General features: G+C 66.9%; 14 protein-coding genes. 9 read left to right on the top strand and 5 right to left on the bottom strand.

The window, feature by feature from the left end; genetic code table 11:
• Positions 1 to 756: 756 nt before the first annotated feature.
• Positions 757 to 2,745, bottom strand: coding sequence for a chromosomal replication initiator protein DnaA (gene dnaA / locus EF387_RS17775; protein ID WP_128377529.1), 1,989 nt, complete (start codon positions 2,743 to 2,745; stop codon positions 757 to 759).
• A 374-nt stretch (positions 2,746 to 3,119) separates the two neighbouring features.
• Between dnaA and rpmH the strand changes: the two genes are divergently transcribed.
• The 9 genes from rpmH to EF387_RS17730 all read left to right on the top strand — a co-directional run bounded on the left by rpmH (position 3,120) and on the right by EF387_RS17730 (position 10,091).
• The gene (gene rpmH / locus EF387_RS17770) at positions 3,120 to 3,257 is read left to right on the top strand and encodes a 50S ribosomal protein L34 (RefSeq protein ID WP_003956500.1); all 138 of its coding nucleotides are present in this window, start codon (positions 3,120 to 3,122) and stop codon (positions 3,255 to 3,257) included.
• Between the two features lie 19 nt (positions 3,258 to 3,276).
• Complete coding sequence (rnpA, locus tag EF387_RS17765; RefSeq protein ID WP_128377528.1) at positions 3,277 to 3,648, top strand: ribonuclease P protein component; 372 nt, start codon at positions 3,277 to 3,279, stop codon at positions 3,646 to 3,648.
• Entirely contained in the window at positions 3,645 to 3,998 is a 354-nt protein-coding gene (yidD, locus tag EF387_RS17760; RefSeq protein ID WP_128377527.1) for a membrane protein insertion efficiency factor YidD, read from the top strand. Before rnpA ends, yidD begins: the two co-directional genes overlap by 4 nt.
• 3 nt (positions 3,999 to 4,001) lie before the next feature.
• Positions 4,002 to 5,270, top strand: a complete 1,269-nt coding sequence (yidC, locus tag EF387_RS17755; RefSeq protein WP_128377526.1) for a membrane protein insertase YidC — start codon at positions 4,002 to 4,004, stop codon at positions 5,268 to 5,270.
• A gap of 15 nt (positions 5,271 to 5,285) precedes the next feature.
• Positions 5,286 to 5,798: a Jag family protein gene (locus tag EF387_RS17750; RefSeq protein ID WP_128377525.1), complete on the top strand. Its 513-nt coding sequence runs from the start codon at positions 5,286 to 5,288 to the stop codon at positions 5,796 to 5,798.
• A 158-nt stretch (positions 5,799 to 5,956) separates the two neighbouring features.
• Entirely contained in the window at positions 5,957 to 6,673 is a 717-nt protein-coding gene (gene rsmG, locus EF387_RS17745) for a 16S rRNA (guanine(527)-N(7))-methyltransferase RsmG (protein WP_128377524.1), read from the top strand.
• Positions 6,674 to 6,967: 294 nt separating this feature from the next.
• Positions 6,968 to 8,041: a ParA family protein gene (locus EF387_RS17740; protein WP_128377658.1), complete on the top strand. Its 1,074-nt coding sequence runs from the start codon at positions 6,968 to 6,970 to the stop codon at positions 8,039 to 8,041.
• A complete protein-coding gene (locus EF387_RS17735) occupies positions 8,038 to 9,150 on the top strand; it encodes a ParB/RepB/Spo0J family partition protein (RefSeq protein ID WP_128377523.1) in 1,113 nt (370 codons plus the stop codon). The genes EF387_RS17740 and EF387_RS17735 overlap by 4 nt, the downstream gene beginning before the upstream one ends.
• A 323-nt stretch (positions 9,151 to 9,473) precedes the next feature.
• A complete protein-coding gene (locus tag EF387_RS17730; RefSeq protein ID WP_128377522.1) occupies positions 9,474 to 10,091 on the top strand; it encodes a GNAT family N-acetyltransferase in 618 nt (205 codons plus the stop codon).
• 96 nt (positions 10,092 to 10,187) lie between these two features.
• Here EF387_RS17730 and trxA read toward each other — a convergent pair whose 3' ends face one another.
• The 4 genes from trxA to sigM form a co-directional block, all read right to left on the bottom strand.
• Positions 10,188 to 10,520: a thioredoxin gene (gene trxA, locus EF387_RS17725; protein ID WP_128377521.1), complete on the bottom strand. Its 333-nt coding sequence runs from the start codon at positions 10,518 to 10,520 to the stop codon at positions 10,188 to 10,190.
• A 47-nt stretch (positions 10,521 to 10,567) separates the two neighbouring features.
• Positions 10,568 to 11,536, bottom strand: coding sequence for a thioredoxin-disulfide reductase (gene trxB / locus EF387_RS17720; RefSeq protein WP_128377520.1), 969 nt, complete (start codon positions 11,534 to 11,536; stop codon positions 10,568 to 10,570).
• A 169-nt stretch (positions 11,537 to 11,705) separates the two neighbouring features.
• Positions 11,706 to 12,731, bottom strand: a complete 1,026-nt coding sequence (locus EF387_RS17715; RefSeq protein ID WP_128377519.1) for a hypothetical protein — start codon at positions 12,729 to 12,731, stop codon at positions 11,706 to 11,708.
• Positions 12,728 to 13,435 carry an RNA polymerase sigma factor SigM gene (gene sigM / locus EF387_RS17710; RefSeq protein WP_128377518.1) on the bottom strand — a complete coding sequence of 236 codons (708 nt, stop codon included), beginning with the start codon at positions 13,433 to 13,435 and terminating at the stop codon, positions 12,728 to 12,730. The genes EF387_RS17715 and sigM overlap by 4 nt, the downstream gene beginning before the upstream one ends.

Raw genomic sequence — 13,435 nt, 5'->3', positions numbered from 1 at the left:
GTTTTACCCACGTTCTGCACAGGCCAATCCGGCGGCTTGATGTGACGCCTTTCACTCGACACGGTGAGAGGCGGTCCAGCCTTGCCGAACAGTGGACAGGGATGTGGAAAGACGCCTGATCGCTGGGGACAACGGGCTTCGGCCTGTGGGATACCGGTGGACAACTTGGTGAACGCCCTGTGGACCGCCGCGTCGTCCACAGTCTGTGGAGAGTGTTCGTCCACGAATCCACAGGCGCTTGACCTGGCTCGATGGACGACGACCGCACAGCCTGTGGACAGTGACTGGGACAACTTTGCGGTCCCCAGGGTGTGGACGTGAAAAAGTCGCCGAATCTGTGGAGAGAGGCCGTAACCAGGGCCTTAATCGAACAGCGCGGGACGCGGTGGTGGACAGGTGTGCCATAGGAACCATGGGCGCCCGCCCGCCCCAAGGTGCTCCGGCGGGCGTTGCGGCACCTCTCATCGTGGGATCCGTGGCCGACGAACCCGCGATTCGGGCATGCCCGTTCGCTACGCCCGCTGCCCCGGCTCTCCCCTGGCGGCGTGGCCTCCGGCTCTCGCCCCGGCTGCCGGCCCTTGCCCCGGCGGCGCGAGATCGCGGCTCTCGCCCCGGAGGCCGGTCACGGACGCATGGGGCAGTCGACGGACGCACGACGCGACAACAAGGGCGCCCCAGGACCTATGTCCCTGGAGCGCCCTGAGGAAGGCGTCGGCGTCAGGCCCGCGCGTCAGACCTTCGCGCCGAGCCTTCGAGTCAGCCGTTCTTGATGCGGTTGGTCAGTTCGGTGACCTGGTTGTAGATGGAGCGGCGCTCGGCCATCAGCGCGCGGATCTTCCGGTCCGCGTGCATCACCGTCGTGTGGTCCCTGCCACCGAACTGCGCACCGATCTTCGGCAGCGAGAGGTCCGTCAGCTCACGGCACAGATACATGGCGATCTGGCGGGCCGTCACCAGCGCGCGCCCGCGCGAGGTTCCGCAAAGATCCTCCACCGTCAGGCCGAAGTAGTCGGCGGTCGCCGCCATGATCGCGGTCGCCGTGATCTCCGGGGCCGCGTCCTCGCCGCCGGGGATGAGGTCCTTGAGGACGATCTCCGTCAGGCCGAGGTCCACGGGCTGGCGATTGAGTGAGGCGAAGGCCGTCACCCGGATCAACGCGCCCTCCAGCTCCCGGATGTTGCGCGAGATTCGGGACGCGATGAACTCCAGCACCTCGGGAGGTGCGTTGAGCTGTTCCTGCACCGCCTTCTTGCGCAGGATCGCGATCCGGGTCTCGAGCTCTGGTGGCTGAACGTCGGTGATCAGGCCCCACTCGAAGCGGTTGCGCAGCCGGTCCTCGAGCGTCACCAGCTGTTTGGGCGGCCGGTCACTGGAAAGCACGATCTGCTTGTTCGCGTTGTGCAATGTGTTGAACGTGTGGAAGAACTCCTCCTGCGTCGACTCCTTGTCCGCCAGGAACTGGATGTCGTCGACGAGAAGAATGTCCATCTCGCGGTACCGCTTGCGGAAACTGTCGCCCTTGCCGTCGCGGATGGAGTTGATGAACTCGTTGGTGAACTCCTCGGAGCTCACGTACCGCACACGCGTGCCCGGGTACAGGCTGCGCGCGTAGTGCCCGATCGCGTGCAGCAGGTGGGTCTTTCCCAACCCCGACTCCCCGTAGATGAACAGGGGGTTGTACGCCTTCGCGGGTGCCTCCGCGACGGCGACCGCCGCGGCGTGTGCGAAGCGGTTGGAGGCGCCGATCACGAAGGTGTCGAAGAGGTACTTCGGGTTGAGGCGCGGGGTCGGCTCGCCCGGGCCGGTGGCCGGCGCGGGCTGTGCGGCCAGTGGTCCGGGCGCGCCGCTGGACACGGGAAGTGCCGAACCGACCGGGCCGCCGCGGTGGACGTGGCCGTTGCCGACGGGCGGCTCGCGGTGGTCTGGTCGCTGGTCGTAGTCTGGTCGCTGGTCATAGTCAGGGCGCTGGTCATAGTCAGGGCGCTGGTCGTAGTCGGACCGCTGGTCGTAATCGGGGCGCGGCTGCTCGTACGGAGAGCGATCCATTGACTGCTGGCGGTAGTCGTGCGGCGGGTGCGTCCCGTAGGGGTCCCGGTCGGGGAAGCCGAGCCGCTGCTGCTGCCAGCCGTAGTCGTCCTGAACCGGGCGGGGCCAGGCGCCCGGCTCGGGGCGCTGATAGTCCGGATACGCGGGGCGGGCGGTCGGGAGCTGGTCCGCCCGGCCATCCGGTGCGGTCCGCGGGGGCGGCAGTTGGTCGCCGTGCCCGCCCGGGGCGCGGTCATCGGCACGGTGGCGCCCGTAACCACCCTCGTACGGCTCACGGCCCGGGCCGTCGTAGAGGTCGGGGCGTTCGGGGGCGGGGCCGGGTGCCTTGTCATAGGGAGCGCGGGACGGCTCGACGTCGTCGTAGCGGTCCTCGTAGCGGTCCTCATAGCGCGACTGCTGCACGGGAGGCGGCGGGGGCTCGCCGGCGGAGTCGTCGACGGTGATCGCGATGCGGATCGGACGGCCGCACTCACGGCTGAGCGTTTCGCTCACGACCGGCGCGAGCCGTCCTTCGAGCACGCCTTTAGCGAATTCGTTCGGAACGGCGAGGAGGGCCGTGTCCGCGACGAGAGCCAGCGGCTGGCACCGCCTGATCCAGTGCTCGTCCTTGACCTCGACGCCCTGACCCCGGCCCTCGCCGAGGAGTTGCTCCAGTACTCGTGGCCACACTGCGGCAAGATCGGCAGGTACGTCAGCCACAGGGCACGCTCTCTCACAGGTCCCACGAACGGGTGGTTCCGGGACGAATCGGGATGTAAATCGAGTGGGACAGGGAGCAGGGAACGACTCGGAGTCCAGTCACGGTAGTCAGGGCGGCCGCTGCGGTTCAAGTTGTTGTCCCCAGGCTGTGGATAGTGTCTCTCGGTGACCGTTGGTTTGACCGGATGGCGTAGCCCCGCGTACCGTAACCAGGTCGAGTTGTCGATGGCTGCTGCCGCCTGCCTCCGATGGGCATAGATCACGTACCAGTGATCGGGAAGCGGTGCACTCGGGCGTAATACGAGCTACTCGTGGGCGCACGGTGACAGCCAGGACGGCACCCCGCAACTACACGATTCTTCTGGAGCCCCCGAGTGAGCAAGCGCACCTTCCAGCCGAACAACCGTCGTCGCGCCAAGACCCACGGCTTCCGGCTGCGGATGCGCACCCGTGCCGGCCGCGCGATCCTCGCGTCCCGCCGCAGCAAGGGTCGCGCCCGCCTGTCCGCCTGATCGCACAGGTCATGACGTCGTGCTGCCCACCGAGAACCGGCTGAGGCGGCGCGAGGACTTCGCGACCGCGGTACGCCGAGGACGCCGGGCCGGACGCCCGCTTCTCGTCGTCCACCTACGCAGCGGTGTCACAGACCCGCACGCGCCCGGGGAGAGCGCTCCCCCGACGCGTGCGGGTTTCGTCGTGAGCAAGGCCGTGGGCGGAGCGGTAGTCCGTAACAAGGTGAAGCGCAGGCTTCGCCATCTGATGCGGGACCGGGTCGCCCTGTTCCCCACCGGTAGCCTGGTAGTCGTACGAGCGCTGCCCGGCGCGGGGGACGCCGACCACGCACAACTGGCCCGAGACCTGGATGCCGCCCTGGAGCGGCTGCTGGGAGGGGGCGCACGATGAAGTACCCGTTGCTCGCGCTGATCAAGCTGTACCAGTGGACCATCAGCCCGCTGCTCGGTCCGGTTTGCAAGTACTACCCGTCGTGCTCCCACTACGGCTACCAGGCCATCGACCGGCACGGTGCGATCAAGGGAACGGCGCTCACCGCCTGGCGGATCCTGCGGTGCAACCCATGGTCGCTCGGCGGTGTGGACCATGTCCCGCCGCGCAAGCGCCCGCGGTGGCACGAGATGCTGCGTGACGCCTGGCGCACACGCAAGGGCGGGCCCTCCGCCGACGGCGCGGCCACCGAGGGGCAGAATCCTGTGAGCCCGGCCGCCGAGACCCCGTCCCATGCCCAAGGAGCATGATTAGTGGACACGATTGCCAGTCTTTTCAGCTTCATCACGACACCCGTCTCGTGGGTCATCGTGCAGTTCCACTCGCTGTACGGTGCGATCTTCGGTCCCGATACGGGCTGGGCCTGGGGCCTGTCCATCGTGTCCCTTGTGATCCTGATCCGCATCTGCCTGATCCCGCTCTTCGTGAAGCAGATCAAGGCGACGCGGGCCATGCAGACGCTCCAGCCCGAGATGAAGAAGATCCAGGAGCGCTACAAGAACGACAAACAGCGTCAGTCCGAAGAGATGATGAAGCTGTACAAGGAGACGGGCACCAACCCGCTCTCCTCGTGCCTTCCCATCCTGGCGCAGTCGCCGTTCTTCTTCGCCCTGTACCACGTGCTCAACAGCATCGCGTCGAACGACACCGTCGGCGTGATCAATGAGCGACTGCTGGAGAGCGCTCAGAAGGCGCATATCTTCGGTGCTCCGCTGGCGGCGAAGTTCACGGACAGCGCCGAGAAGGTCGCTCAGCTCGATGCCTCGGTGACCGATGTCCGGATCGTCACCGCGGTCATGATCATCCTGATGTCGGCGTCGCAGTTCTACACGCAGCGTCAGCTGATGACGAAGAACGTCGACACCACGGTGAAGACGCCCTTCATGCAGCAGCAGAAGATGCTGATGTACATCTTCCCGATCATGTTCGCCGTCTTCGGTATCAACTTCCCGGTCGGTGTCCTCGTCTACTGGCTGACCACCAACGTGTGGACCATGGGCCAGCAGATGTACGTCATCCACAACAACCCCACCCCGGGCAGCAAGGCCCAGGCCGCCTACCTGGAGCGCCTGCAGAAGCACGTCACGAGCCACGGCAAGACCCGCGGCCGCCGCGAGCGCGCCATCGTCAAGACGATCGTCGCCAAGGGCCGGGACCGCAACGAGTTCGAGCGCAAGTTCATCAACGGCCTGGGGAAGGCGGGCCTGGCGGCCCAGAGCGATGGCACCGTGGTGAAGAGCGAGATCACGGAGGTCGCCGAGACCGCGGACGGTACCGCGGCTACCGGTGCGTCCCCCAAGCGACAGCAGCCCAAGCGCCAGACCAAGGCACAGCGTCAGTCCGGTCCCAAGGCCGCCGGTGAGTCGAAGACCTCCCTTGCCAAGGAGGACGAGCCGCAGGATGCCAGGCCCGCCTCCAAGCCGGCCGGCGGTGGCGCCAAGCCCGGCTCCGGTACCCGCAGCAAAGCCCAGTCCGGACAGCGCAAGGGTCCGCAGCGGCCCAAGCACCCGTCCAAGAAGTAAGAAGGAGTCCATCCCGTGACGGAAGGCACCACCTCCGCCGCTGCTGAGGGTGGCGACACCCTGACCCGCCTTGAGCAGGAGGGTGAGATCGCGGCGGACTACCTCGAGGGTCTGCTGGACATCGCCGACCTCGACGGCGACATCGACATGGACGTCGAGGCCGATCGCGCCGCAGTATCGATCGTCAGCGACACGGGCGGCCGCGATCTGCAGAAGCTGGTCGGCCGCGACGGTGAGGTGCTGGAGGCGCTCCAGGAGCTCACCCGGCTCGCCGTGCACCGCGAGACCGGGGACCGCAGTCGGCTGATGCTGGACATCGCGGGCTACCGTGCCAAGAAGCGTGAGGAGCTCTCCGAGCTGGGCGCCAAGGCCGCTGCCGAGGTCAAGGCCTCCGGCGAGCCGGTGAAGATGAAGCCGATGACGCCCTTCGAGCGCAAGGTCGTCCACGACGCGGTCAAGGCCGCAGGCCTGCGTAGCGAGTCCGAGGGCGAGGAGCCTCAGCGCTTCGTCGTCGTGCTGCCCGCCTGATCGGCCTCCGGTTCTCCGCGGCCCCGTCTGTTCGCAGGCGGGGCCGAATTTTGTCAGCCTGGTAGTCCCTGATGACGGCTGATGGCCCCTAATTGGTCCCTGGTGGTCCAGGACGTCAGCGCACGGCGCGCTGATGCGGTACGGAAGGACGGTCCCCCGTGACGGAGGCAGCGGAGCTTCCCCCTGCGCCCGAACAGGCCCGGTCGGTGTTCGGTGATCGCTTCGCGGACGCGGTCCGTTACGCGGAGCTCCTGGCGGAGGCCGGAGTGCAGCGCGGCCTCATCGGTCCGCGCGAAGTGCCCCGCCTGTGGGAGCGGCATCTGTTGAACTGCGCGGTGCTCTCCGAGGTCGTGTCGGAAGGCGTGACGGTGTGCGATGTCGGCTCCGGTGCCGGACTGCCCGGTATCCCGCTGGCCCTCGTCCGCCCGGACCTCAAGATCACGCTCCTGGAACCATTGCTGCGGCGTACGAACTTCCTCTCCGAGGTTGTCGAGCTACTGGGCCTCGACCATGTCACCGTCGTACGTGGGCGTGCCGAGGAGGTTCTCGGCCAGCTGACCCCGGTCCATGTGGTGACGGCGCGAGCCGTGGCGCCCCTGGACCGACTGGCCGCCTGGGGTGTTCCGTTGCTGCGGCCGTATGGGGAGATGCTTGCGCTCAAGGGCGACACCGCGGAGGAAGAGGTCAAGAACGCCGGTGCGGCGCTGAGCAAGCTCGGCGCGGTTGATGTCTCGGTTCTGCATGTCGGCGAGGGCGTTGTAGACCCGCTCTCCACAGTGGTGCGGGTTGAGGTCGGCGAGAGCCCGGGCGGAGTGCGTTTCGCGGCCAAGCGGGCGAAGGCGGCCCGGGCCGGTCGAGCGCGACGTCGTCGTTGAGTGCCCTGTAGTCGGGTCGTACTCCACACAAGCTGTCAAAACTACGCATCTCGGAGTGTCGCGCGGGTGCGGCCGAGGCCCCTAGGCATCGTGTTTCACGTGAAACGTCGCTCACTCCTGCACGGCATCATCAGCCGCGGTCGCGCCGCGGCCGCAACCCGCGACCGTCGTCCTTTCAGGGCCCAGGAAGAGGATCGTCGCCCTCTTCGTTCACTCGAAGAGGGAGCGGAGTTGTCCACAGAGGTGGATTTCTCCACAGAACAACAGGCCTCACTGGTTCGCGACCCCGAAGGCATGGGAGGCTCTGTTCATTGCGAGCCTGAAGTCGAGGAGAGTGAATCCTTGCGGTCCGACGCCAACCTCGCGGGACCGATGACCGATCCGGTCCCCGGTCCCCGTACCGAGTCGATGGGGGACGATGTTTCACGTGAAACACCGCCCCCGATGGACGACACTCCCATCGGTCGTGCTGCCCAATTGGCGGTGGAGGCTTTGGGGCGCGCCGGCGAGGGCCTCCCGCGGCCCGAGCAGACCCGGGTCATGGTCGTCGCCAACCAGAAGGGTGGTGTCGGCAAGACCACGACAACAGTCAACCTTGCCGCCTCGCTCGCCCTGCACGGCGGACGCGTCCTGGTGATCGATCTCGACCCGCAGGGCAACGCATCCACTGCACTGGGCATCGATCACCACGCCGAAGTTCCTTCGATCTACGACGTATTGGTCGAGAGCAAGCCCCTGTCGGAGGTCGTTCAGCCGGTTCCTGATGTCGAGGGCCTCTTCTGTGCCCCGGCCACGATCGATCTCGCCGGCGCTGAGATCGAGCTGGTTTCTCTCGTTGCGCGGGAGAGCCGACTGCAGAGAGCGATTCAGACGTACGAGCAGCCGCTGGACTACATCCTCATCGACTGCCCGCCGTCGCTCGGTCTGCTGACGGTCAATGCTCTGGTGGCTGGTGCCGAGGTCCTGATTCCGATCCAGTGTGAGTACTACGCACTGGAGGGGCTGGGGCAGCTGCTCCGCAATGTCGATCTGGTGCGGGGGCACCTCAACCCCGGCCTCCATGTATCGACCATCCTGCTCACCATGTACGACGGCCGGACTCGTCTTGCGTCCCAGGTCGCCGAAGAGGTGCGCAACCATTTCGGCGAGGAGGTGCTCCGGACCAGCATTCCTCGTTCGGTCCGTATCTCCGAGGCGCCGAGCTACGGGCAGACGGTGCTGACCTACGACCCCGGGTCGAGCGGTGCCCTCTCCTATCTTGAGGCCGCGCGAGAAATCGCTCTGCGCGGTGTAGGTATCCACTACGACGCGCAGCACGCCCATCTGGGCGCACAGAACGATCAGAGCATGGTGGAGGGGATCCAGTGAGTGAGCGACGACGAGGGCTGGGCCGTGGCCTCGGCGCCCTGATCCCCGCGGCGCCGACGGGGGAGAAGGCGGCGCCGCCGACGGCCGGTGGCGCTGCCACTTCGCCGACGGCTGTTCCGGTCCTTACGTCGGAGCGCGGGGTGGCCGCGGCGAGGGTGGCCACACTGCCGCAGGCGAATGTTTCACATGAAACCGAGGATGCGGCCTATGGAGCCGGTGAAGGGCTGCAGAGCCCGGCCGGAGCCCACTTCGCTGAGCTCCCTCTGGATTTCATCAGTCCCAACCCTCGCCAGCCGCGTGAGGTGTTCGATGAGGACGCCCTTGCGGAGTTGGTCACCTCCATCAAGGAAGTGGGCCTTCTTCAGCCCGTCGTCGTGCGGCAGTTGGGCCCCTCCCGCTATGAGCTCATCATGGGCGAGCGGCGGTGGCGGGCCTGCCGTGAGGCGGGGCTCGAGGCGATTCCGGCGATCGTGCGTGCCACCGAGGACGAGAAGCTCCTCTTGGACGCGCTCCTGGAGAACCTGCACCGAGCCCAGCTGAACCCGCTGGAGGAGGCTGCTGCCTATGACCAGCTCCTCAAGGACTTCAACTGCACGCACGACCAGTTGGCGGACCGGATCGGCCGCTCCCGGCCGCAGGTCTCCAATACCCTTCGTCTGCTGAAGCTCTCTCCTGCGGTCCAGCGTCGGGTGGCGGCCGGAGTTCTGTCCGCGGGACATGCCCGGGCGCTGCTCTCCGTCGATGACTCGGAGGAGCAGGACCGGCTGGCCCACCGCATTGTTGCCGAGGGGCTCTCGGTGCGGGCCGTCGAGGAGATCGTGACCCTCATGGGCTCCCGCCCACAGAGCGCGCCGCGCTCCAAGGGGCCGCGTGCTGGCGCTCGGCTCTCCCCGGCGTTGAGTGAGCTGGCGACCCGGCTTTCGGACCGGTTCGAGACCCGGGTGAAGGTCGACCTCGGCCAGAAGAAGGGCAAGATCGTCGTCGAGTTCGCCTCGATGGAAGACCTGGAACGTATTCTCGGCACGCTTGCCCCCGGCGAGGGGCCGGTCCTTCAGAAGGGATCTGCCGAGGAGAACTCCGAGGAGAACTCCGGCGAGAGCGAAGCCTGATCTCGGCCTACCGCCCCGCAGCGGTCCGACGGCCGGCAAAGCGGGTCGTGTCCGGTGTGTACCGGAACACGGCCTGCTCTTTGCTTTCAGTCGGTATCGATGCAATCGCTTGGTGGATACGATGCGTTCGGGTATGGCGCATTCACCTGGCGGCACCTTCTCGGGGAGGCGAAGGCCATGCGAACGGTGAGCCGCAGTGGACTGGTAACCGCCGGTCTGGGCCTCGGGGCGGTCGGCGGATTTGTCGGCAGTCTGCTCAGGGAACGGAGCACTCTGACAGCCGCCCGCCATGCTGCGGGCGAAGGAAGCGAGGAACAGCCTTCATGGGGCGTCGGCTCGTACCGCTCACGCTGGACAACCTTACGGACCTTCCCAAGCGCTGTCGCGCGTGTGTCTTCTGGGAGTTGGACCCAGTCAGCGGAGAAGCCGCGGTAAAGGCAGGCACACCCGACCTGGAGAAGGAGGCGTGGATCTCCGCCGTTCTCCTGGAGTGGGGATCCTGCGGGCGGGTCGTCTATGTCGATGAGGTGCCCGTGGGCTTTGTGCTCTACGCACCCCCCGCTTATGTCCCCCGCTCCACGGCCTTTCCCACGAGCCCCGTGTCGCCGGATGCAGTGCAGCTGATGACCGCCTTCATTCTGCCGGGCTATCAAGGGCAGGGGTTGGGGCGTGTGATGGTGCAGACGGTTGCCAAGGATCTGCTGCGCCGGGGCTTCAAAGCGATCGAGGCCTTCGGGGACGCGCGCTGGAAGGAGCCGGCGTGTCTCCTTCCCGCCGACCATCTGCTGGCGGTGGGATTCAAGACGGTCCGGCCGCACCCCACGCATCCACGACTGAGGCTGGAGTTGCGGACGACGCTGTCATGGAAGGAAGACGTCGAGTTGGCGCTCGACAGATTGCTGGGAGCCGTCCAGAAGGAACCCGCACTGCGACCGCTGTAGGTTCTGCGCTCTATACACGAATGGGCCAGCCCCACCGGGCTGGCCCATTCGTGTTTCACGTGAAACATCGCCGCCGTTGTGCGGCGCACGTGCCGACTAGTCGGCGATGAAGTCCTCAAGGTCCCGGACGATCGCAGCCTTCGGCTTGGCACCGACGATGGTCTTGGCGACCTCGCCATCCTGGTAGACGTTCAGAGTCGGGATGGACATGACGCCGTACTTCGCGGCAATACCGGGGTTTTCGTCGATGTTCAGCTTGACGACCTCGATCTTGTCGCCGTACTCGGCGGCGATCGCCTCGAGGGACGGCGCGATCTGGCGGCACGGTCCGCACCAGGCGGCCCAGAAGTCCACCAGTACGGGCTTCTCGCTCTTGAGGACGTCCTGCTCGAAGGAGTCGTCGGTCACATTCTTCAGAGTGCCGGCCACGGCGGGCTCCTTAATTCGGTCGTGCGATGAGAGAGGGGCGGAAGGGTTCAGACAGTGGTCTTCTCGGGCTCGGCGGCCTCGGTGTCGGCGAGAGCGGCGAGGTAGCGCTCGGCGTCGAGAGCCGCGGAGCAGCCGGTGCCGGCCGCGGTGATCGCCTGGCGGTAGGTGTGGTCGACGACGTCACCGGCACCGAAGACACCGGTCAGGTTCGTCCGTGTCGAGGGCGCCTCCACCCTCAGGTAGCCCTCGTCGTCCAGCTCGAGCTGACCCTTGAAGAGCTCCGTGCGGGGGTCGTGGCCGATCGCGATGAACAGGCCTGTCACCGGCAGCTCGGAGGTCTCGCCCGTCTTCACGTTGCGCAGCTTCAGACCGGAGAGCTTCTGGTCGCCCTGAATCTCGGCGACCTCGCTGTCCCAGATGAACTTGATCTTCGGGTCGGCGAAGGCGCGGTCCTGCATCGCCTTGGAGGCGCGCAGCGTGTCGCGGCGGTGGACGATCGTCACCGACTTGGCGAACCGGGAGAGGAAGGTGGCCTCCTCCATCGCGGTGTCACCGCCGCCGATCACGGCGATGTCCTGCTCCCGGAAGAAGAAGCCGTCACAGGTAGCACACCAGGAGACGCCACGTCCGGAGAGCTTGTCCTCGTTGGGCAGGCCGAGCTTGCGGTGCTGGGAGCCGGTGGTGACGATGACGGCCTTCGCCTGGTGTACCGTGCCCGAGGTGTCCGTGACGGTCTTGATCTCACCGCTGAGGTCCACGGCCACGACGTCGTCCGGAACAAGCTCGGCACCGAAGCGCTCGGCCTGGGCCCGCATGTTGTCCATGAGCTCGGGTCCCATGATGCCGTCCCGGAAGCCGGGGAAGTTCTCCACCTCGGTGGTGTTCATCAGCGCGCCACCCGCGGTGACAGCGCCTTCGAAGACCAGCGGCTTCAGCGACGCGCGCGCAGTGTAGAGCGCCGCCGTATAACCGGCGGGCCCGGAGCCGATGATGATCACGTTACGGACGTCGCTCACGGCTTGTTTCCTCGTCTCTGGAGACTGCTGCCTACTGCTGGTGGGGCCTCGCTCAGTACTCTCACCCCACCCAACGGATCCTAAGGGGCCAGCATTCCCGGTGTGTCCGGGCACACGGCTGTGGGCAACGCATGGAACGTCATGCGTTGCCCACAGTAGGTGGCAGGGGTCAGGGCCGGGCGAAGGTCTTGGTCAGCAGAACCTTGCCGGGGCCTTCTGAGGGCTGCTTCACGCACGTCGCGTCGACGACATAGGCCGAGACCTTGGCGATGTCGGAGGCGTGCGGCAGCACCACGAGGTAGGCGCTCTTCCCGTCGTAGTCGCCCTGCTTGGCGGCGATGGCGTCGTCGTCACTGTCGATGCCCTGCCGGACGCAGGAGGGCACCTTCGGGGTGTTCTTGAACAAGGTCCTGGGGCTTTTCTCTGTCGGCGGAGCTTCTTCCCCGGGTGTGCCGCCGAAGGGACCCTTCTCGCGCGGGCCGACGCTCTCCGCACCCACATTGTTGGAGAGTAGATCCTCCACTTCCTTCTCCAGTTTCTCCTGGGAGAAGGTGACCTTCGAGTTGCTGTTCGCCGCGGGGGTGTCTCCGGAGTCGTCAGTCACCATGCCCTGCACGAACACACCGCCCAGCCCCAGCACGGCGGCTGTGAGGACCGTGCCGAAGACGATGGTCCTGCGGCGGGCCCGGCGACTGCGAGGCTTTCGACCGGGGCCCGTGACCGCACGAGCATGTCCTGCAGGACGTTCCGTGGCGGTTCCGGTGGAGGATGTTTCACGTGAAACACGCTCGCCGTCCCGCTCGGCGGCCACAGAAGAATCGAGGGACTCGGGGTGCGGCCCAGCAGCGTCGCCAGATGCGGGGCTCAGCGGCTCGGCTTCGGACCTCTCAATGGCTACGGACGTCGTGTTCGGCGTATCAGTGCTCTCCACCGTCGCGGCAGCACTCAGCAGGGCTTCCGCGGCCAGTGCGGCGTCGATGCGGCCGGCTACGTCCGCCGGCATACGGGGAGGTCCGGGAAGCGAGCCGAGCAGGCCTCGGATCTCCTCCAGGGAGTCGTAAACGTCGGCGCAGAGCGAGCAGTCGTCCAGGTGCCGCCGCACGTCTGTGTTCCGGGAGGGCGGCAGCAGACCTTCGGTGAGGTCCGAGATCTCCGCAACTTCCGGATGCCCGGCCGTGTCGGTCGTGGATGTCACGCTCGCCCACCTCCGCCCTTCACAGCAGTCGAATCCTTTGGCCCTGCGTCTTTCGGTTCCGCTGCGGGTGGGACGGATGTCCGATGCGGCCGGTTCCTTCCTGCACCCGGATTCTTTCCTTGCTCGCCACCATCAGCCCGGAGATGAGCGAGGAGCGGCAGGAGTCTCGCTCTGCCACGGGCGCAGCGGCTCTTCACGGTGCCGGTGGGCACGTCGAGGATGCGCGCTGCCTCAGCGACCGGATAACCCTGCATGTCCACAAGCACGAGGGCCGCTCGCTGGTCGGCCGGCAGAGTGCCCAGGGCCTCGAGGAGCTGTCGATGGAGATCGTGACGCTCGGCTGGCGCGGAAGCCGACTCATGGGGCTCCAGGAGCTGCTCGAGCCGCTCGGTGTCGTCGACCGGTGAGGTCTTCCGGGAGGCAGCCTTGCGGGCACGGTCGAGACAGGCGTTCACCGTGATCCGGTGCAGCCAGGTCGTGACGGCCGACTGCCCCCGGAAGGTATGGGCCGCCCGGTAGGCGGACAGCAAGGCGTCCTGGACGGCGTCAGCCGCCTCCTCCCGGTCCCCCAGCGTCCGCAGTGCGACGGCCCACAGCCGGTCCCGGTGGCGCTTGACGAGCTCGCTGAAGGCGTGGGCATCGCCATCTACGTGACGAGACAGGAGGTCCTGATCGCTGGCATCGCCGTATTCGGCGTCGTTCAC

The sequence above is a fragment of the Streptomyces cavernae genome (genome assembly GCF_004023625.1).
Taxonomy (GTDB): Bacteria; Actinomycetota; Actinomycetes; order Streptomycetales; family Streptomycetaceae; genus Streptomyces; species Streptomyces cavernae.
This window is presented reverse-complemented; position numbering and strand designations above follow the sequence as displayed.